This window comes from Synechocystis salina LEGE 00031 (genome assembly GCF_015207985.1).
Classification (GTDB): domain Bacteria; phylum Cyanobacteriota; class Cyanobacteriia; order Cyanobacteriales; family Microcystaceae; genus Synechocystis; species Synechocystis salina.
Genome location: NZ_JADEVV010000005.1, coordinates 43,502 through 59,710, shown reverse-complemented (window position 1 = coordinate 59,710; position 16,209 = coordinate 43,502). Strand labels below are relative to the sequence as shown.

Below are 16,209 nucleotides of genomic sequence, written 5' to 3'. Positions count from 1 at the left end.
ATTCTGAGCAATATGATTAAAAACTATCCATCGTCGGCAAATCTAATGATAAATTTAACCCTTCTTTTCGGGTACGGAGATCATAATAAACCAAGGCTTTAATTGCTTGCCAGAAAGGTACAATTAAAACACTGATAATTAAACTCAAAGGAACATCAATTACCGATCCCCAAACCGGGTCAATATCGAGAATGAGGGTGGTAATGGAACCAAGATTGGTCACCATGGAAAGGGGCAGAGTAATCAAAAAAGCGAGGAAGAAAATTAGCTGTAAGCTCAAAACATAACCCTTAGTTAAAGCCCAACTGCGGCCTACGGCATTGAGGGGACTAAGGGTAGGCTCCAACGCCAAACAAACGTCCACCAAAGCTAAGCGGGCAAAGGCCCAAATGTAAATGTAAAGGGAGATTAGGCTCCAAACAATTGTTAATAATGCCGCCAACAGAATAGAAACCACACCAGGGTCATTAGCGGTGAAGAGAAAGGCAAACACGGCAAAGACAACGCCATAGCCCAACATAATCGGAATGAGGAACAGAAAAAACACTAGGGACGTGAGCAGACTAACCCAGAGAAATCGCCAAAATCTTGGCATCAACTGAATTTTGGCCGCCGCCACCGTTTCCGGTTGTTCCCCTACTTCAAAGAAAACTAGCCTAGCTAATACCCCCTGGACGGCGAAGAATTTGCCCAGGCAATAACCCCAGGGCACCAACAAAATGGCGATCGCCAAAATGATCAGCCCTGCTAAGGCGATCGGTTCCATTATCGCCGCCAGTCCGGCCAGAATTGTCACTCCTAAAACTGTGATCAAAAATGGTGCCAACAACCAAAGGTAAGCTTGACCAGCCAGCCAGAGATAGGATTTGAAATGGTCTCGATAAACCCTTAGGCCACCGGAAACCACATCACCAACGCTGAGGCTAGTTAGGCCACCGGGGGAAGGTTGCTTAGACATAACGGCGAGCAAAATACAGGAACTATTGCTTGGATTCTACCCCGATCACCTGGAATATCGGCAAAATTCCCCGGTGAGGTACTGCGATAATCCGCCAACGTCGTTAAAATTTTCTCAAAACTTTACAAACCGTTTTCCCGATGGTGGGCAGTGGGCAAATAACTAAATATCTCCCTGTAAACAATAGGATTCGTATAAATTCAGGTATTCCATGGCATTTTGCACCGCTTGGGGACGTAAATTACGCTTTTCCGGGGAAAAATTCGCCAACACATTGGCCGGCTCTAGATACAGGGCGCACCAGGAAGAACCAAACCAGGCCTGCCCCGTCACCAAGGAGCGGACAAATTGCACCGTGAAATTCTCCGGCAGGGCATAGGCCGCCTTAGAAAGCAATTGCACTGGGGTGGATCGCCAGAGGTCATTGCCGCCCTGGGCACTGAGGGGGCCGAGATTTAGATAATCGTCCAAAGCCAGCAGATAACCGACCAGGAATAACTCCTCCGGGGTTAAATCTCCTAAATCAAGGTGGGTGGGGGGTTTTCCCTTTTTTCTGGCCAGGGCCACTAAAAATTGTTCGGCGTTATTAGTGCCGTCAATATTCCATCCGATGGCGTTGATCACTGCGGCCTTTTCCCCCAAAGGGCGATCGCCAAGGAGAAAATCTACAATGAGGGGGGACATGATGCGATACTGCTGGGCCCATGCCACCGCGGCAATATCGGAGTAGGCCCCGGCTAGATCCGTGGAAGTCAGGGGACTATCGGCCCGGCTGGCCATAGGGTCTAAGGCTAGAATGGAGAGCCCCGCCAGACTGAAGCTTGCAATCCAGGAGGCAACCTTTTTTGGCAATAAATGCGTCTGCATAGAAATAGTTGATTCTGATTTCACCACTGTATTCGGTCTAAAATTGGACTGCTTTTGCCCTAATTTGCCATGGCTACCCGTTCCCGCAAAGCCCCTTCTGTCCCTAAAAAAAGTCAAACTAACCTTTCCCAGGGCGGCAATAGCCAAAAGGTGGCCCTCAAAAAAGGATCGAGGGTGGCCAAAATTCGTCTGCAGGAATCGGGCAAAGATTCCCAATCCCGGCGTGTGTTTCCCCTCCTTGGCGATCGATATTTCCTTGGTCGCAGTTCCAGTTGCGATATTCAACTGCAAAATCCCCTCGTGAGCCAAACCCATTGTTCCCTGCGGCGGGACCCTGACCATCCTAACCAGTTTTTTATTCGGGATGAAGGCTCTAGCAACGGTATTTATCTGCAACGTCGTCGCCTGAAAAGCTATCGTCTCCACCATGGCGATGAAATTACCCTGGGGCCGCCGGAATTGGTAGATGTGCCCAAATTAGTTTATTTCAACCCGCCGCCACTGTGGCTCAAGGGAATGCGCACTTTTTTTTCCACTGGGATTCTGTTTTTTCTGATCATCACCGGGGCGATCGCCTGGCAATGGAGCAAAATTCCCGTCAAACCGATGCCCAGCGGCGTCACCGGGCCAGTCAAGGTCTATGCGGGGGATGGAGTCACGGAAATCAACCCCATTAAGCAGGAAATTCACCGGGAATTTGACAATTTAAGTGATTTTTCGCCCTATTTACCCCAGGCAGTGATTGCGTCGGAAGATACTCGCTTTTACTGGCATTTTGGCGTTGACCCCTACGGTTTGGGCCGGGCTATTTATATTAACCTCCAGGATCAAGACGTGAAACAGGGGGCCAGCACCCTCACCCAACAGTTAGCCCGCAGCTTATTCAGCGAAGTGGGACGGGAAAACACCGCGGGGCGCAAAATTCGGGAAATGTTTGTGGCCCTCAAGTTGGAGGCAGTATATAGCAAAGACGATATTTTAAAGGCCTACTTAAATCGGGTTTACTTGGGGGCGGGCAATTACGGCTTTGAGGATGCGGCCCAATTTTATTTCGATAAATCTGCCCAGGATTTGGATGTGGGGGAAGCGGCTACCCTGGTGGCCATGCTCCCAGCCCCTAACCTGTATAACCCCGTGCAGGATTACCAAACCTCAGTGCAGTTGCGGAATCGGGTGATTGAACGTATGGCGATGCTGGGCATGATCGACGAACAGGAAGCGAACCGGGCCCGGCGATCGCGCATTCAGGTTAGTCCCAAGGCCACCCAAACCCTATCCCAACGGCAAGCTCCCTATTTCTATGGCTATATTTTCGGTGAGTTGAACCAGTTGCTAGGGGAAGACGTGGCCGATGAAGGCAATTTTGTTGTGGAAACTAGCTTGAATTTGAAAATGCAGGCCCTGGCGGAAAAAAATTTGCAGAATTTTCTCACCACGGAGGGAAAAAAGTATGCCGTTTCCCAAGGGGCGGTGGTCACCCTCGACAGTCGCACGGGGGCCGTTTTGGCCATGGTGGGGGGCAAAAGTTACCGGGAAAGTCAGTTTAACCGCGCCAGTCAAGCCCACCGGCAACCTGGATCTACTTTTAAGCTTTTTGCCTACACAGCCGCGATCGCCAAGGGAGTGAGAACTAACCAAGCTTTTGAATGTAGCTCTTTCACCTGGCAGGGGCAGGCCTATAAGCCCTGTGAACGGAGCGGAGCGGCTCCGGCCATTACCTTCACGGAAGGTTTTACCCAGTCGGAAAATGTGGTGGCCCTACGGGTGGCCCAAGCGGTGGGGCTGGACGAAATTATTGCCTTAGCTAAGGATTTTGGCGTTAACTCTCCCCTCGCTAAAGAACCGGGTTTAGTGTTGGGACAAAGTGAAGCTAGGGTGTTGGAAATGACTGGAGCCTACGGGGCGATCGCCAATGGGGGCATGTGGAATCGGCCCCATGGCATTGTCAATATCCGCGATGGGGGGGATTGTCCTGATCCGGAGCAACTGAAAAGCTGTCGGGAAATTTATCAGGCCAGCCAGGACGGCCGGAGGCAAAAACAAGTGGTTTCCCCGGCGATCGCCGCCACCATGACCCAAATGTTACAGGCCGCCGTTAACAATGGCACAGGGCAAGCTGCCCAAATTGGCTATGGAGCCGCAGGTAAAACCGGCACCACCGACAAGGCAGTGGATTTGTGGTTTATCGGCTTCTTACCGCAAAAACATCTAGTCACCGGCATTTGGTTGGGTAATGACGACAGTAGTCCCACCCAGGGTAGTAGCGGTTTGGCCGCCAGTCTTTGGGGTCAATATATGCGCCAGATCGCCTCGTTATAGTTAGCTGGGTTGATCAAAAAGCTTGTTTAAAAAGTCATGATCCGCCCCCTAAATCTCCTCACTAAGGCTCCGGCTCCGTCAAGTTTGGGGGAATTTGAACACTGTTCCCCCCAGAGTTGGGGGCTAGGGGGGCTTTTAAAACACTTTCTAAACCTTGGCCAGGATGAAAACATTGCCTTCATTACCCCGACTGATGCGCAAATCTTCATCTAAATAGGTAATTTCTAGCCAAGCGGCGCTTTCTCGACTGGGCAAATTAAAATCCGCCGGTAAAAAGCGTTTGCCTGTGGAAATTTGTTGGATGAATTTCAGGGGAGACTGATAGTTAAGGAGCTTTTGCAGACCGAGAATGGAACGCTCGAATTTCACCTCAATACGCTTATCAGAAACGGGCAGAAAGGATGCCACTACGGACACTAAACTTTCAAAAAAGGGAATGCCCTCAATTTCCGCTAAATTTACCACCCGTGACTCCGCTACATCTATGTACTGATAAATTTGCCCCAGTTGCAAAAGGGGAAGACGGTTCAACCCCAAAATGCTTTGGCTGCTGGTGTAGAGGAGCCGCCAGTTACCATCTAGCAAATTTTTCTCCCGGAGTGGCTTGGGGTGGGGATTATAGTCCTCCAGTTTTTCCACAGCGGAGAGAATTGTTACCCGGTCTCGATCCGATGCTAATAGTCCCCGATTCTTGCCGGCGATCGCCTCTAGGAGGTTGGTTTTAAAATCCATACTGGCATCCATACTATTGGCCACGGCTAACTTCGTCGAAAATTCCATTGGGTATTCTAGGTAAATTATCCCACGTTGGCCGGAATTGGCGATCGGGGGGATAACCTAAGCAGATTGCAACCAATTGAGGGTTTCAGGAAAGCGGGGAATGGATTGAATTAACTTTTGAGTGTAGGCACTCTGGGGATTTTCAATAATTTCCTGGGCCGTGTTGATGGGTTCCGCCAATTCTCCCCGGTTCATCACCATAATGCGATCGCCCATGAAACGAACCACACTCAGATCGTGGGAAATGAAAATGTAGGTCAACTGTAAATCCCGTTGCAATTCCTTGAGCAGATTCAAAACCTGGGCTTGCACCGACACATCCAGCGCCGAAACGGACTCGTCACAAATAATAAAGCGGGGATTGAGCGCCAAAGCCCGAGCAATGCAAATCCGTTGCCGTTGGCCCCCAGACAATTCATGGGGATAACGGTTAAACCATTGGGGGCTAATACCTACCCTTTCCAGTAATTCCGCCACCCGTTGCCGTTGTTGCTTGGTGGATTGTTGGGGCTGATGAATAATCAGTGGTTCCTGGATGGCCCGGCCGATGGTCATGCGGGGATTGAGGGAATTGTAGGGATTTTGAAAAATAATTTGCATTTCCCGCCGTAACCTCCGCCATTGCTGGGATTTTTCCGGCAAAGTGATAATGTTGCGGCCATCAAAAATAACTTTTCCAGTTTGAATGGGAGTCAAGCGTAATAAAGCCCTGGCCAAGGTTGATTTGCCACAGCCAGATTCCCCCACTAGCCCCAGGGTTTCCCCCGGATAAACGGTAAAGGAGACATCGTTAACCGCTGTGAACGTAGATTTTTTACCCCAAAATCCCCCCTGGCCATAGCTCACAGTCAAATTTTGCACTTCCAACAAAGCTGGTTTTTCCTTCAACCGAGCCAGGCGATCGCCTTCCTGGGCGGTAGTAATCACTTGGTAACTGGGGGCCGGGCCGTCGGCATCGAGAAAATCCCCCACCGTGGGTAAATGGTCTAGTTGTATTTCCAGGCGGGGACGACAGGCCAATAAACCTTTGGTGTAGGGATGGCGGGGACTGTGTAAAATTTGTTCCTTCTCCCCCTGTTCGACAATTTCTCCCCGGTACATCACTGCCACCCGATCAGCAATTTCGTTAATTACCCCCAGATCATGGGAAATGAAAATTAACGACATCTCCTGGTGTTGTTTGCACAAATCCCGCAGGAGCCGCAAAATTTCTGCCTGCACCGTCACATCCAAAGCGGTGGTGGGTTCATCGGCAATTAACAAACGGGGATTGGCGGAAATGGCCATGGCAATCATTACCCGTTGCAATTGACCGCCGGACAATTCGTGGGGATAACGTTTGAGAAAACTTTGCTTGCGCTGTTGGATATAACTGGCCAGGTTTTGGCTCACTTGGCCCCTGGTTTGGGGCTGACCCTGGGCTAAAAATTCTGCCTCTAGCACCTCATCCCTGGGCAAAACCCTCACTTCCTGCAAAAGGGCGATCGCCTGTTGTTGGGCCTGGGTTTGGCTGACATTTTGGTGTAAGCGAATGGCTTCGACAATCTGAAAACCGATGGTATAGACCGGATTGAGGGAACTCATTGGTTCCTGGAAAATCATGGCAATTTTGCCGCCCCGGTACCGTCGCCTTTCCCCTTCCGACAAGGTCATCAAATCCACGGCCGGTCCATCCCCTTGGGGATAAAAACTAATCTCACTGCTGGGCTCCACCCAACCGGGTTTCGGCACCAAGCCCATAATGCCCAGGGAAGTAACGGATTTACCGGAGCCCGATTCCCCCACAATGCCGAGGATTTCCCCCCGTTCTAACCCAAAATCAATGCCCTTGACTGCCAACAATTTTTCCCTGGTATCAGCATCGGGAAAAGCAATTTCCAGTTGACGCACAGCCAAAATCGGGTCGTTCATAGAGTCTCTGGGGAAGGGAAAAGTTGCTAATAGAAGACGGTGACAGTTTTTTTATAAATCCCGAGGGAGCATCGGCAGAGCAAATCAAGCCAGTAAAATGCATCCCAAGAATTTGCCACTCAAACTCTAGCAAACAGAGCCGCAAAAGCCACGGTAGCTCCTAATTTCCCCCTTATCCCCATGGGTAGCCTTTGACCTTTAATCCGATTCCACTGGGACAAAATCCAAATGGTTAAATAGGGTGGTGACAAAGCTGAACAGTAAAAACGGCAGCGAAAGCACCAACACCAAACCCACTGTGGCCAGGGCATAGACCGGCCTGGTACTGCTGGCCAACGCTAGGGCCGATGCCAGGGAAAGAAAAATTACAATCAACCAGACAATAATTTGGCCGTAAATATCCCCAAAGGATAGGGTACAGACCATGCGATATTTAGGTAAGTCTTGTTCCATCATTAAAAAATCCTATGTTGTTGACGGGGAAACGTTAACCCCTGCCAGGGCTAACAACATTGACCAATGGTCAAAGCGGCAATTGGCCAAAATTCTAAAGGATATTTCCGTTAATGATGTTAAGTTTTGAGACAGGGTTAATGGGGGCTTAAATTTTGTTCCTGCGCCAAAGCCCAAAACCATTGCTGGTATTATGCTGGGAGTGCATTCGGCGATCGCCAAAGGTTTGTCCCTAGAGTCCTTGAATCTTAAAAATTTTTCCATTCTCCATTTCCATGAAACGACGAAAACTTATTCGTACTGCTGGAGCCGGGTTGCTGGCCGTTGCTGGGGTTCAAATTGGCGATCGACTCAGACCAGCCACAGCCCAAGCTAACTCTGGTTTACAGGTGGAATGGTTGGGCCATAGCGCTTTTTTGTTTTCCGCCAACGGTTTCCGCATCTTGGCCAATCCCTTCCGGGCCATTGGTTGCACCAAGGGATTTCGTTTGCCTAGGGTGCAAGCGGATTTAGTACTCATTAGCTCCCAGCTGTGGGACGAAGGGGCAGCGGAGAACTTACCAGGCAACCCAAGAATTTTATTTGAACCGGGCAGTTACGACATCGGCGGCATCCAATTTCAGGGTATCAGTGCGCCCCACGATCGCCTGGGGGGAAGAAGATTTGGTCAAAACGTAGTCTGGCGTTGGAGTCAGGGAGGCATTCGGGTGGTACACATGGGGGGAGCAGCTTCTCCCATTACCGAAGAACAGAAAATTCTTTTGGGCAGTCCTGACCTGGCCCTAATTCCTGTGGGAGGTGGGCCAAAAAACTACGACGCCGCCGAAGCCAAGGCCGCCATGGAAGTGCTCAATCCCCGCATGGTAGTACCGACACAGTACGCTACTCCTGCCGCTGACCGGGCCAACTGTGATCTCCAAACCCTCCAACCCTTTTTGGATTTGGTGGAAGGCATGAATATTCAACGGATTAATAGTAACCGCCTCTCCCTGCGGGCCAATAATCTGCCGGCGGAAGGCACCCTGATCCGCATCTTCAGTGAACAGGGATTGTTGGCCTAGGAGATACCGGTAAACCTATACGGAGAACGAAATCAGATTTTTGGCAGATTTCCTAAAGGGAACTTTGCCCTGCTTTGCGTTGTTCCGCCAGGTAAATAAATACGGATTTATCCCCAATGTCTGGGTCAAGGGGTTGCATAGCCTTCCTGGCCACAAAAATCAGGAATAAAATACTGGCCAGGACTAGCCCATCCTTGGCCACAGTTAACGGCAATATCCCAGCTAAATGACCCAACAGCAAGAGGGGAATAAGGGCGGTTAAAAATTTAGTTTCCAGGCGATTGAAACAAAAGGCTTCCTTAAAGAAGATTCCCGTCAGGGCGGCAAAGGTAAAGCCAATACCAAGGATAGTCCAGGGTCGATCATAGACTGTAGTCACTAGAACCTCTGGGTAAGCAAAACTGAAGTAAAGGGCCGCGAGGGTGCCGATCGCCCAGAAAATTTGCAAAGTGCGGTGCAGTACGGCGAGGTAAATGTGAATTGTCCAGAGGCTCAGCCCCAAACCCGCTGTCATCAGCCAAAAGCAACCTGTGGCCAGGTGGAAATTAACTGCTAAGGGCTGCAATGGTTGGGCCAAAGCCAGAGCTACTCCCAGGCTAAATCCTCCGGCGGCCAAGGCTAAGCCCGTGCGGTAGAGCATGACCTCCCGGCGATCGTGGTCGTTGACGGTGAAGGGGCCAAATTGCCCTTGGTAGGTGGGGTTGACAGTGGTACTTTCCAGCATAATCGTTGCTCCCAAATCAGCACAGTTAGGGCCATTTTCAGCCATGGATAACCATTAATCCTAATTATCCCAGGCCGACCCCTCCATCAGGGGATTTTATGGCGATCGCCATTGCTATTGTTACCCGGACAAGGATAGAATCTAAGCAATCTAAAACATAAATTACATAACCAAAGGTGAATGCCACCTGAAAATGTTCAACGGCCTGTTGGTCTACAGATCCACCGGCAACTGCCCTGTGAAGCCCCAGGGACATCGCTGGAGGCATGGGACAGAATTTCCCCGTGGCAATTTGGCGCCCAGGGAAATTTTTGAACATATTCTTGGTTTTTTGTGATTTTAACCTAGTGCAAAAAGGAGGAACTGGCTATGGTCGGTTTGGAAGCTTGTATTTTCGTGACGGTGATCATCGGCTTTTTGGCTCTGATTTATAAACCCAACCTGTTTATGAAAATCATTGCCATGGATGTGATGAGTACTGGAGTGATTGCCTATTACTGCCTGACTGCCTCCCGCACCGGCTTCCTCACCCCCATTGTCACCGGGGAAAAATCGACTTTGACCTATGCCGATCCTGTGCCCCAGGCGGTGATTTTAACGGCCATTGTCATTGGTCTTTCGATTCAGGCATTGATGTTGGTAGCCACCATGAAGCTGGCCCAAGAGAATCCCACCCTAGAAGTAAAGGCGATTGAGAAACAGTACTGGCCATGACCTTATTTGCAGTTCCAGCGGAATTTAATGCTTTGCCCTGGTTAACCGGGATTATCTGCCTGTCTTTGATGGCGGGGTTTAGTGGTTACCTATTGCCGGCCACCGTCCGATTTTTAACCCTGGCCGTTTGTTTGCTGACCCTCGGTTTGGCCTATCTGGGATTTACGGTGCCCGATGTCCAGTCCTGGGTATTGCTAGACAGTTTTGGCGTCACCCTACAGCTAGATGCCCTGGCGGGCTATTTCCTGCTCACCAACGCCCTGGTTACTTTGGCAGTGTTGGTTTATTGCTGGAACACCGGCCGTTCAGCCTTTTTCTATGCCCAGTTAATTATTCTGCACACTAGTCTCAACTCCGCTTTTCTCTGTGCGGATTTTATGAGTCTTTATGTGGCTCTGGAAGTGGTGGCGATCGCCGCTTTTTGCCTGATGACCTATCCCCGGGAGCCCCGGATTATTTGGTTGGGACTGCGCTATCTCTTGCTCAGCAACACGGCCATGTTGTTTTATCTGATCGGTGTGGCGTTGGTGTACACCAGCAGTGGCTCCTTTGCCTTCAGCGGTTTGACGGAGGCTCCCCCCGAGGCGATCGCCTTGATTTTCCTCGGCTTATTGACCAAAGGGGGCATTTTTCTAGCGGGACTATGGTTGCCCCAAACCCACGGAGAAGCGGCCACGCCAGTTTCCGCTGTGCTGTCCGGGGTAGTGGTCAAAGCCGGCATTTTGCCCCTGTTGCGCTGTAGTATGTTGTCCGATCAATTGCTCTTACTGGTGGAAATTTTAGGGGTGGCCACTGCTGTTTTTGGGGTAGCCTACGCCATGCTGGCCAAGGACAGCAAACGCATGTTGGCTTTTCACACCGTTTCCCAAATGGGTTTTGTCTTGGCCGCACCGGTGGCCGGAGGATTTTATGCCCTCACCCATGGCTTAGTTAAGTCTAGTCTCTTCCTCTTGGCCGGCAATTTACCCAGTCGGGACTTCAAAATTCTGAAAAAAACACCGATCGCCGCTGGTTTTTGGATTCCCCTGGTGTTAGCCAGTTCTTCCATTGCTGGTTTTCCCCTCCTGGCCGGCTTTGAGGCTAAAACCCTTACCCTAAAAGGACTCCCCCCCTGGTTGGCGATCGCCCTTAACATTGCTGCCGTCGGCACAGCCATTTCCTTTTCCAAATTTGTCTTTCTCAAGCCAAACTTTGTGGGGCAACCCTACCCAAAGGGCCTGGGACTAGCCTTGGTGGTGTTATTGGGGGGATTGGCTGTGGGCAATGTGGTCTATTGGCAGGCCTTTACCCCCATGAATTTACTCAAAGCAACCCTAACTTGTGTTGTGGGGGCGGCATTGTACTGGGGCGTGGTAAAAAAACTCACCATTAAACTACCGGACGGTGGCGAAAAAATCGATCACTTGATCGGCATGATGAGCGTTAGCTTGACCCTATTATTCGCTTGGATTTTGACATGATTGGTGTCTTAGATTTAGGGCTACGGCTCACTATTTGGTTTTTGCTCACATCGGACTTGAGTCTGGTGAATATTTTGATTGGCATCACTGTGGCGTTGCTAATCCCCCGTCGTTATGTGGCCTCGTCGGTGTGGCGTGACGGGTTACGCATTGGACGGGAAATTCTCATTGCCATTCCCCAGGCCTATTGGGAAGCATGGCAAATGATTCTCCGACCCCACACCGAGGAAGTGGTGGAAATGGAACGGGTCAAACCCCAACGCACCCCAGGACTCATTTTTCTTGATATTTTCCTCATTACCTTTACCCCCAAAGCCCTGGTGCTTAAGTACCACGAAGCAGGGTGGTATGAGGTCCACAACGTAACAAGACGGAGGCGGCCATGAATTTCTTGGTGTGGTTGATGGTGTTAGCCCTGGTCATTCCCCTGGTGGCGGCGGTGCAGCAGGAGGATGTTTGGTCAAAGATGCTGGCCTTTGCCAGTGTGAGCACCAAAACTTCCGTCTTGATTTTGATTGTTTCCGTCATGCGGGACGACTGGATGATTGGTGTGGTGGGGGTTTTGATTCTCAGCGTCGGTAATGCCGCTTTGATGTTATTAGCCCAGGTTTTAAAACGGTTGGAACAGACATGATTAATGGGATTGCCAATATTTTGATTGCCATGGGAACTTTTTTCTGGCTTTGGGGCACGGCCCCTTTACTGGGAAAACGTTCCTCTGTGTTCAAGCTCCATAGCCTTTCCGTTGCCGATACGTTGGGATCAATGGCGATCGTGGTGGGCTTGTTGTTGAAACTGTCGCGGGAATGGCCATTGCTTTTGCTGGCACTCATTTCCCTGGCGCTGTGGAATACGGTATTGGGCTACGTGTTGGCCTATTGTGCCACCGGCGAGGAGGAGAGAATTAGTGATGCTTGATTTTGGAGCCTGGTTACAAAATACCGATGGCATTGTCCTGGCGATCGCCGTTTTATTGCCGGTAAGTGCCAGTCTGGTGGTGGTGCAACGCAATCCCTATCAGGCCCTGGTGATGCGGGGGATTTTAGGGGCGGTGGCAGCGTTGGTCTATGCCCTGCTGGGGGCGGCGGATGTGGCATTGACAGAGGCGTTGGTGGGCACCATGTTGTCCATTACCCTCTATGCGGTGGCGGTGCGGTCTTCCCTCACTTTGCGGGTGGGAATTTTGCCCCCCCTGGACCAAGCGTCCCAATCCCTACCCCCTGATGTGCACCAAGCAATTTCAGCGGCGATCGCCCCCTACCATCTCCGCCTACAAATTGTGCCCTGTCCCCTAGATAGTGAAGCTGTGTCTCCCCAACAATCTCCCCAGGTTATTTTTGATCCGGCCGCCCCGGCCCTGTTGACCCCCATTGAGCGTTTGGCAGAAATTTTTTCCGCCACCATTCCTTCCAGTCAACTAAAAGTGGTGTTGACCCCCATTAACCCCATCCCTTCTCCCCAGGAGGTAAGCCGATGAAATGGATTTATGTGCTAGCGGCGATCGGCTTTTACCTGAAAATGATTCTGCTCCCCAACCTAGTGGTGCCGCTGGAGGAGTTGTCCGAACTGTCCATTGTGGAAACCATTGCCCAGGAAAGTGGCGTGCCCAACGTTGTATCAGGCATTATTTTCCGCAACCGTCTCTACGACACCCTGTTTGAGGTGGTGGTATTTACCATTGCCATTATGGGGGTGAGGTTTTTGTTGGCCGACGAGCAACCGGCCGCAGTGGTACATCAATTTACCGACCATCCTTCCATTGTTTTGGCCAGATTGGGGGCCACCATTGCTGCTTTGATCAGTGTGGAACTGGCCCTGCGGGGTCACCTCAGTCCAGGGGGAGGATTTGCCGCCGGGGTAGCTGGGGGCACGGCCATTGGCCTGGTGGCCATCACAGCCCCACCGGAATGGCTCCATCAGCTTTACCAACGTTGGCGAGCCGCCACCCTAGAAAAAATTTCCGTGCTCCTGTTCATTGCCCTCGCAGCCTGTAGTTTGTTGGGACTGGCCCTGCCCATGGGGGAAATGGGAGCCCAACTCAGTGGCGGTTGGATTCCTTGGCTTAATATTCTGGTGGCCCTCAAAGTGGCGATCGGTTCCTGGGGGGCAATTTTGGTCTTTATTCGTTATCGGGGGTTATTGTGAGTTGATGGTTCATCCCCCTGGGAAATTTCCCAGTTGCATGGTGGTGGTGACAAAGATACTTCCCCAGCCCCATGGCATGGCAACCTAATTCTTTCCTCCCTTTCTCCCAAGGCTATGGTTCCCACTCTCCGCTTTTATGTCTGTCTGCTGATGATTGGCGGAGGGGCCATGGTGATGGCCCAGATGAGCACTATTCCTAACGCAGTGGGGACTTTGGTCATAGCAGATGGCTTACTCTTGTTGCTGACGGTAATTGACTATGGCCGGGGCAGGAAGCGAAAAATAACTGTGCAACGGCAACCCCTGGGCCCCCTTTCCATTGGTCGAGAAAATCCCGTTACCATTACGGTGGCAAATTCTGGTCCGTCGGCGATCGCCAAAATTAAAGATGATTATCCCGCCGCATTTTTGGTTACGGATGAGATCAAGACAGCTCAGGTTTTGCCCCAGGGCAGCACCCAGTTAAGCTATCACGTGCAACCCCGTCAGCGGGGGGAATACCGTTGGGGCAAGGTGAATGTGCGACAACTATGTCCCTGGCAACTGACTTGGCACCAATGGACAGTGGGCGAGGGGGAAACGGTGACTGTCCACCCCGATTTAATGGGGCTCAAATCCTTGACTATTCGCCTGGCCCAGGCCACTACGGGCAACCTCAGACAAATGAGGAAGCTGGGTTTGGGCACAGAATTTCGGGAACTACGGGACTACCAAGCGGGGGATGATCTGCGGTATTTGGACTGGAAAGCTAGTGCTCGGCGGGGCATTCCCCTCATGCGGGTGTTGGAGCCAGAACGGGAACAGACAGTGATTATTTTGCTTGACCGGGGCCGGTTAATGACCGCTTGGGTGCAGGGACTACAGCGTTTTGATTGGGCACTGAACACCAGTTTGGCCCTAGCAGTGACTGCTTTACATCGAGGCGATCGCCTGGGCATCGGGGTATTTGACCGGACAGTGGTGAGTTGGTTGCCCCCGGAGCGGGGTTTGCATTATTTACCCAAATTATTGAAAACCTTGACTCCCCTCCAACCCGTGCTGCAAGAACCGGATTACGGCGCGGCGATCGGTCAACTGGTGCAACAACAAACCAGGCGGGCCCTAGTGGTGTGTATCACCGATTTAATTGATCCCACTGCTTCGAGGGAATTGCTCACTGCCCTCACCCAGCTAGCTCCCCGTTATCTACCCTTTTGTGTCACTCTGCGGGACCCCCAGGTGGACCAATTAGCCCATTCCCCGGCCACTACAGTTAGTGGTGCTTACCAACAGGCTGTGGCTATTAACCTGTTGCAACAGCGGCAATTAGCCCTGGCGAAGCTGAAACAAAAAGGGGTTTTAGTCTTGGATGCTCCGGCGGACAAAGTCAGTGAACAGTTGGTAGATCGCTACCTACAACTCAAAGCCCGCACCCTGCTTTAGTCCTTTAGTGTGTGCTTGAAAGATTCCGGGCAATAGCTCTATACCTCCCAAATTACCATCAAATTCCCCCCTTATCAAGGGGGGCTAGGGGGGATTAGATACTCCCATTAACAGGAGCTGGGGGGATTGGAATGCAGTAAATCAACCTCTCAAACCGATTCTTAGGTCCATGGGCGGATTGGCCGAAATCAGACCGAAGTGGGATTGCCATTAACCAGTTGCTGGAGGAAATCCAAGTTGAGAATTTCAATCGTGGCCCCTTGGCGTAAAATGAGGCCCTTTTTTTCCAATTTACTCAATGTGCGGGTGACAGTTTCCCTAGTAACTCCACTGAGAATAGCGGTTTCTCGATGGGGCAAATTCGGTATTAATACCCTATGTTTTTTGGTATTTATTTTATTTTCCTTCTGTTCCATCAACTCCAGCAAAATATGGGCCACTTTGGTCACACTATCTGCTTCCCTTAGGCGAAAATATTGGTTCAATTTTCTAAGACGCTTGGACGCAAAAATTGCCACCTGAATACCAGCTTGGGGATCTTCCTGGAGCAAATTTAGAAAATCTTGGGTAGGAATACTCCAGATCTTGGCAGGGGACAGAGTGACCGCCTCCTTGGGATTCCAGTCTTCTTCCACCGCGGCGATCGCCCCCACCATCTCGTCTGGGCCGTAAAGAGTATAGATATTATTTTTTGAAGATTCATCAATGGCACACACTTTAATCCAACCTTCAGCAATAAAATAAATTGACCCCCCGTAGTAGTTTTCAAATAACATTGACTGACTACAGGGATAATTACGAAAGCTTAGGTAAGTAATAGTTTGCATCAACAAATCTTTTGATAAGGCCCGGAAAAAAGAAATTTCGTTGGCCAATTGTTTAATTTGTTTTGCTGCAGGCTTTTGCGGTGCCATTAAAATGTATCCGAATAATAACTAAATCCCTCTCTAGTCACCGTCATCCCACCAATTACAAGGAGGAATCGCAAACAGATAGACTATTTTGGTGCTCAGCGTCACAGCTTTTGGTGCGTTAGTTAACAATCACATGCCGTAAATTAAATTAATATTGTAAGTGATGTTAGTTGTCACCCATCCTATGCCAATACGTGTTGGATTTGACTAGCAACAGCCCAGAGATTTTGTTTAAAAACTCCATTGCCGAACCTTGACTTTGTAGAAAATATCCCCCCTACCCCCATTTATTCTCCATTACCTGAATAACATTGGTTGTCTTTAGGAGCAACTTAAAAGTCCTTCACCTAAGCTTAAAATTCCATTACTAAACCAAAGTTTAACCCTAAAAATCAACCCCGAAATAAGTAAGAAAAGATCCCCCAACGGCCTTGCACCGATCGCCAAAATCCCCACTGACTATGTACAAAACCCCATTTTC

The 16,209-nt window shown here is 50.4% G+C and carries 19 protein-coding genes; 10 read left to right on the top strand and 9 right to left on the bottom strand.

All coding sequences use genetic code 11. The features are described from left to right. Positions 1 to 16: 16 nt before the first annotated feature. Positions 17 to 958, bottom strand: a complete 942-nt coding sequence (locus IQ217_RS02695) for a hypothetical protein (protein ID WP_194018831.1) — start codon at positions 956 to 958, stop codon at positions 17 to 19. A gap of 162 nt (positions 959 to 1,120) precedes the next feature. Further along, on the bottom strand, positions 1,121 to 1,738 hold the full coding sequence (locus IQ217_RS02690; protein WP_228024083.1) for a hypothetical protein: 618 nt from the start codon (positions 1,736 to 1,738) through the stop codon (positions 1,121 to 1,123). 156 nt (positions 1,739 to 1,894) lie between these two features. Here IQ217_RS02690 and IQ217_RS02685 point away from each other — a divergent pair, with 156 nt between their 5' ends. Then, the gene (locus IQ217_RS02685) at positions 1,895 to 4,144 is read left to right on the top strand and encodes a PBP1A family penicillin-binding protein (RefSeq protein ID WP_194018829.1); all 2,250 of its coding nucleotides are present in this window, start codon (positions 1,895 to 1,897) and stop codon (positions 4,142 to 4,144) included. Between the two features lie 147 nt (positions 4,145 to 4,291). On the opposite strand, the gene IQ217_RS02680 is transcribed toward IQ217_RS02685, so the two are convergent. The 4 genes from IQ217_RS02680 to IQ217_RS02665 all read right to left on the bottom strand — a co-directional run bounded on the left by IQ217_RS02680 (position 4,292) and on the right by IQ217_RS02665 (position 7,552). Next, positions 4,292 to 4,924 (bottom strand): PAP/fibrillin family protein, encoded by a 633-nt coding sequence (locus tag IQ217_RS02680; protein ID WP_228016643.1) that lies wholly within the window; start codon positions 4,922 to 4,924, stop codon positions 4,292 to 4,294. Positions 4,925 to 4,981: 57 nt separating this feature from the next. Then, positions 4,982 to 6,835 carry an ABC transporter ATP-binding protein gene (locus IQ217_RS02675; RefSeq protein WP_194018828.1) on the bottom strand — a complete coding sequence of 618 codons (1,854 nt, stop codon included), beginning with the start codon at positions 6,833 to 6,835 and terminating at the stop codon, positions 4,982 to 4,984. A gap of 198 nt (positions 6,836 to 7,033) precedes the next feature. Further along, on the bottom strand, positions 7,034 to 7,288 hold the full coding sequence (locus IQ217_RS02670) for a hypothetical protein (RefSeq protein ID WP_190597939.1): 255 nt from the start codon (positions 7,286 to 7,288) through the stop codon (positions 7,034 to 7,036). A gap of 12 nt (positions 7,289 to 7,300) precedes the next feature. Continuing rightward, positions 7,301 to 7,552 carry a hypothetical protein gene (locus tag IQ217_RS02665; protein WP_194018827.1) on the bottom strand — a complete coding sequence of 84 codons (252 nt, stop codon included), beginning with the start codon at positions 7,550 to 7,552 and terminating at the stop codon, positions 7,301 to 7,303. A gap of 11 nt (positions 7,553 to 7,563) precedes the next feature. Between IQ217_RS02665 and IQ217_RS02660 the strand changes: the two genes are divergently transcribed. Further along, positions 7,564 to 8,349: an MBL fold metallo-hydrolase gene (locus tag IQ217_RS02660; RefSeq protein WP_190597733.1), complete on the top strand. Its 786-nt coding sequence runs from the start codon at positions 7,564 to 7,566 to the stop codon at positions 8,347 to 8,349. 52 nt (positions 8,350 to 8,401) lie between these two features. Here the strand turns inward: IQ217_RS02660 and IQ217_RS02655 are convergent, their stop codons facing one another. After that, complete coding sequence (locus IQ217_RS02655; RefSeq protein ID WP_194018826.1) at positions 8,402 to 9,118, bottom strand: DUF2301 domain-containing membrane protein; 717 nt, start codon at positions 9,116 to 9,118, stop codon at positions 8,402 to 8,404. Between the two features lie 19 nt (positions 9,119 to 9,137). Next, a complete protein-coding gene (locus IQ217_RS02650; protein WP_228025669.1) occupies positions 9,138 to 9,341 on the bottom strand; it encodes a hypothetical protein in 204 nt (67 codons plus the stop codon). Between the two features lie 101 nt (positions 9,342 to 9,442). Here IQ217_RS02650 and IQ217_RS02645 point away from each other — a divergent pair, with 101 nt between their 5' ends. From IQ217_RS02645 to IQ217_RS02610, 8 genes are all read left to right on the top strand, one after another. Next, complete coding sequence (locus IQ217_RS02645) at positions 9,443 to 9,787, top strand: NADH-quinone oxidoreductase subunit K (RefSeq protein WP_190597736.1); 345 nt, start codon at positions 9,443 to 9,445, stop codon at positions 9,785 to 9,787. Then, the gene (locus IQ217_RS02640) at positions 9,784 to 11,247 is read left to right on the top strand and encodes a cation:proton antiporter (protein ID WP_194018824.1); all 1,464 of its coding nucleotides are present in this window, start codon (positions 9,784 to 9,786) and stop codon (positions 11,245 to 11,247) included. The genes IQ217_RS02645 and IQ217_RS02640 overlap by 4 nt, the downstream gene beginning before the upstream one ends. Next, positions 11,244 to 11,633, top strand: a complete 390-nt coding sequence (locus IQ217_RS02635; protein ID WP_190597738.1) for a cation:proton antiporter — start codon at positions 11,244 to 11,246, stop codon at positions 11,631 to 11,633. The genes IQ217_RS02640 and IQ217_RS02635 overlap by 4 nt, the downstream gene beginning before the upstream one ends. Beyond that, positions 11,630 to 11,881, top strand: coding sequence for a hypothetical protein (locus tag IQ217_RS02630; protein ID WP_190597739.1), 252 nt, complete (start codon positions 11,630 to 11,632; stop codon positions 11,879 to 11,881). The genes IQ217_RS02635 and IQ217_RS02630 overlap by 4 nt, the downstream gene beginning before the upstream one ends. Then, positions 11,878 to 12,165: a monovalent cation/H(+) antiporter subunit G gene (locus IQ217_RS02625; protein ID WP_194018823.1), complete on the top strand. Its 288-nt coding sequence runs from the start codon at positions 11,878 to 11,880 to the stop codon at positions 12,163 to 12,165. The genes IQ217_RS02630 and IQ217_RS02625 overlap by 4 nt, the downstream gene beginning before the upstream one ends. Next, positions 12,158 to 12,724, top strand: coding sequence for a hydrogenase subunit MbhD domain-containing protein (locus IQ217_RS02620; protein ID WP_194018822.1), 567 nt, complete (start codon positions 12,158 to 12,160; stop codon positions 12,722 to 12,724). Before IQ217_RS02625 ends, IQ217_RS02620 begins: the two co-directional genes overlap by 8 nt. After that, positions 12,721 to 13,392 (top strand): Na(+)/H(+) antiporter subunit B, encoded by a 672-nt coding sequence (locus tag IQ217_RS02615; RefSeq protein WP_190597742.1) that lies wholly within the window; start codon positions 12,721 to 12,723, stop codon positions 13,390 to 13,392. Before IQ217_RS02620 ends, IQ217_RS02615 begins: the two co-directional genes overlap by 4 nt. Before the next feature lie 114 nt (positions 13,393 to 13,506). Beyond that, positions 13,507 to 14,814 (top strand): Slr2013 family photosystem II assembly protein, encoded by a 1,308-nt coding sequence (locus tag IQ217_RS02610; protein WP_194018821.1) that lies wholly within the window; start codon positions 13,507 to 13,509, stop codon positions 14,812 to 14,814. Between the two features lie 188 nt (positions 14,815 to 15,002). Here IQ217_RS02610 and IQ217_RS02605 read toward each other — a convergent pair whose 3' ends face one another. Then, positions 15,003 to 15,728 carry a Crp/Fnr family transcriptional regulator gene (locus tag IQ217_RS02605; RefSeq protein WP_194018820.1) on the bottom strand — a complete coding sequence of 242 codons (726 nt, stop codon included), beginning with the start codon at positions 15,726 to 15,728 and terminating at the stop codon, positions 15,003 to 15,005. Positions 15,729 to 16,209 lie beyond the last annotated feature (481 nt).

Bases quoted from the DNA above. Each gene is read 5' to 3' on its own strand.
- IQ217_RS02695 (WP_194018831.1), bottom strand. From the start codon at position 958: ATGTCTAAGCAACCTTCCCCCGGTGGCCTAACTAGCCTCAGCGTTGGT.
- IQ217_RS02690 (WP_228024083.1), bottom strand. From the start codon at position 1,738: ATGGCCAGCCGGGCCGATAGTCCCCTGACTTCCACGGATCTAGCCGGG.
- IQ217_RS02685 (WP_194018829.1), top strand. From the start codon at position 1,895: ATGGCTACCCGTTCCCGCAAAGCCCCTTCTGTCCCTAAAAAAAGTCAA.
- IQ217_RS02680 (WP_228016643.1), bottom strand. From the start codon at position 4,924: ATGGAATTTTCGACGAAGTTAGCCGTGGCCAATAGTATGGATGCCAGT.
- IQ217_RS02675 (WP_194018828.1), bottom strand. From the start codon at position 6,835: ATGAACGACCCGATTTTGGCTGTGCGTCAACTGGAAATTGCTTTTCCC.
- IQ217_RS02670 (WP_190597939.1), bottom strand. From the start codon at position 7,288: ATGGAACAAGACTTACCTAAATATCGCATGGTCTGTACCCTATCCTTT.
- IQ217_RS02665 (WP_194018827.1), bottom strand. From the start codon at position 7,552: ATGGAAAAATTTTTAAGATTCAAGGACTCTAGGGACAAACCTTTGGCG.
- IQ217_RS02660 (WP_190597733.1), top strand. From the start codon at position 7,564: ATGAAACGACGAAAACTTATTCGTACTGCTGGAGCCGGGTTGCTGGCC.
- IQ217_RS02655 (WP_194018826.1), bottom strand. From the start codon at position 9,118: ATGGCTGAAAATGGCCCTAACTGTGCTGATTTGGGAGCAACGATTATG.
- IQ217_RS02650 (WP_228025669.1), bottom strand. From the start codon at position 9,341: ATGCCTCCAGCGATGTCCCTGGGGCTTCACAGGGCAGTTGCCGGTGGA.
- IQ217_RS02645 (WP_190597736.1), top strand. From the start codon at position 9,443: ATGGTCGGTTTGGAAGCTTGTATTTTCGTGACGGTGATCATCGGCTTT.
- IQ217_RS02640 (WP_194018824.1), top strand. From the start codon at position 9,784: ATGACCTTATTTGCAGTTCCAGCGGAATTTAATGCTTTGCCCTGGTTA.
- IQ217_RS02635 (WP_190597738.1), top strand. From the start codon at position 11,244: ATGATTGGTGTCTTAGATTTAGGGCTACGGCTCACTATTTGGTTTTTG.
- IQ217_RS02630 (WP_190597739.1), top strand. From the start codon at position 11,630: ATGAATTTCTTGGTGTGGTTGATGGTGTTAGCCCTGGTCATTCCCCTG.
- IQ217_RS02625 (WP_194018823.1), top strand. From the start codon at position 11,878: ATGATTAATGGGATTGCCAATATTTTGATTGCCATGGGAACTTTTTTC.
- IQ217_RS02620 (WP_194018822.1), top strand. From the start codon at position 12,158: ATGCTTGATTTTGGAGCCTGGTTACAAAATACCGATGGCATTGTCCTG.
- IQ217_RS02615 (WP_190597742.1), top strand. From the start codon at position 12,721: ATGAAATGGATTTATGTGCTAGCGGCGATCGGCTTTTACCTGAAAATG.
- IQ217_RS02610 (WP_194018821.1), top strand. From the start codon at position 13,507: ATGGTTCCCACTCTCCGCTTTTATGTCTGTCTGCTGATGATTGGCGGA.
- IQ217_RS02605 (WP_194018820.1), bottom strand. From the start codon at position 15,728: ATGGCACCGCAAAAGCCTGCAGCAAAACAAATTAAACAATTGGCCAAC.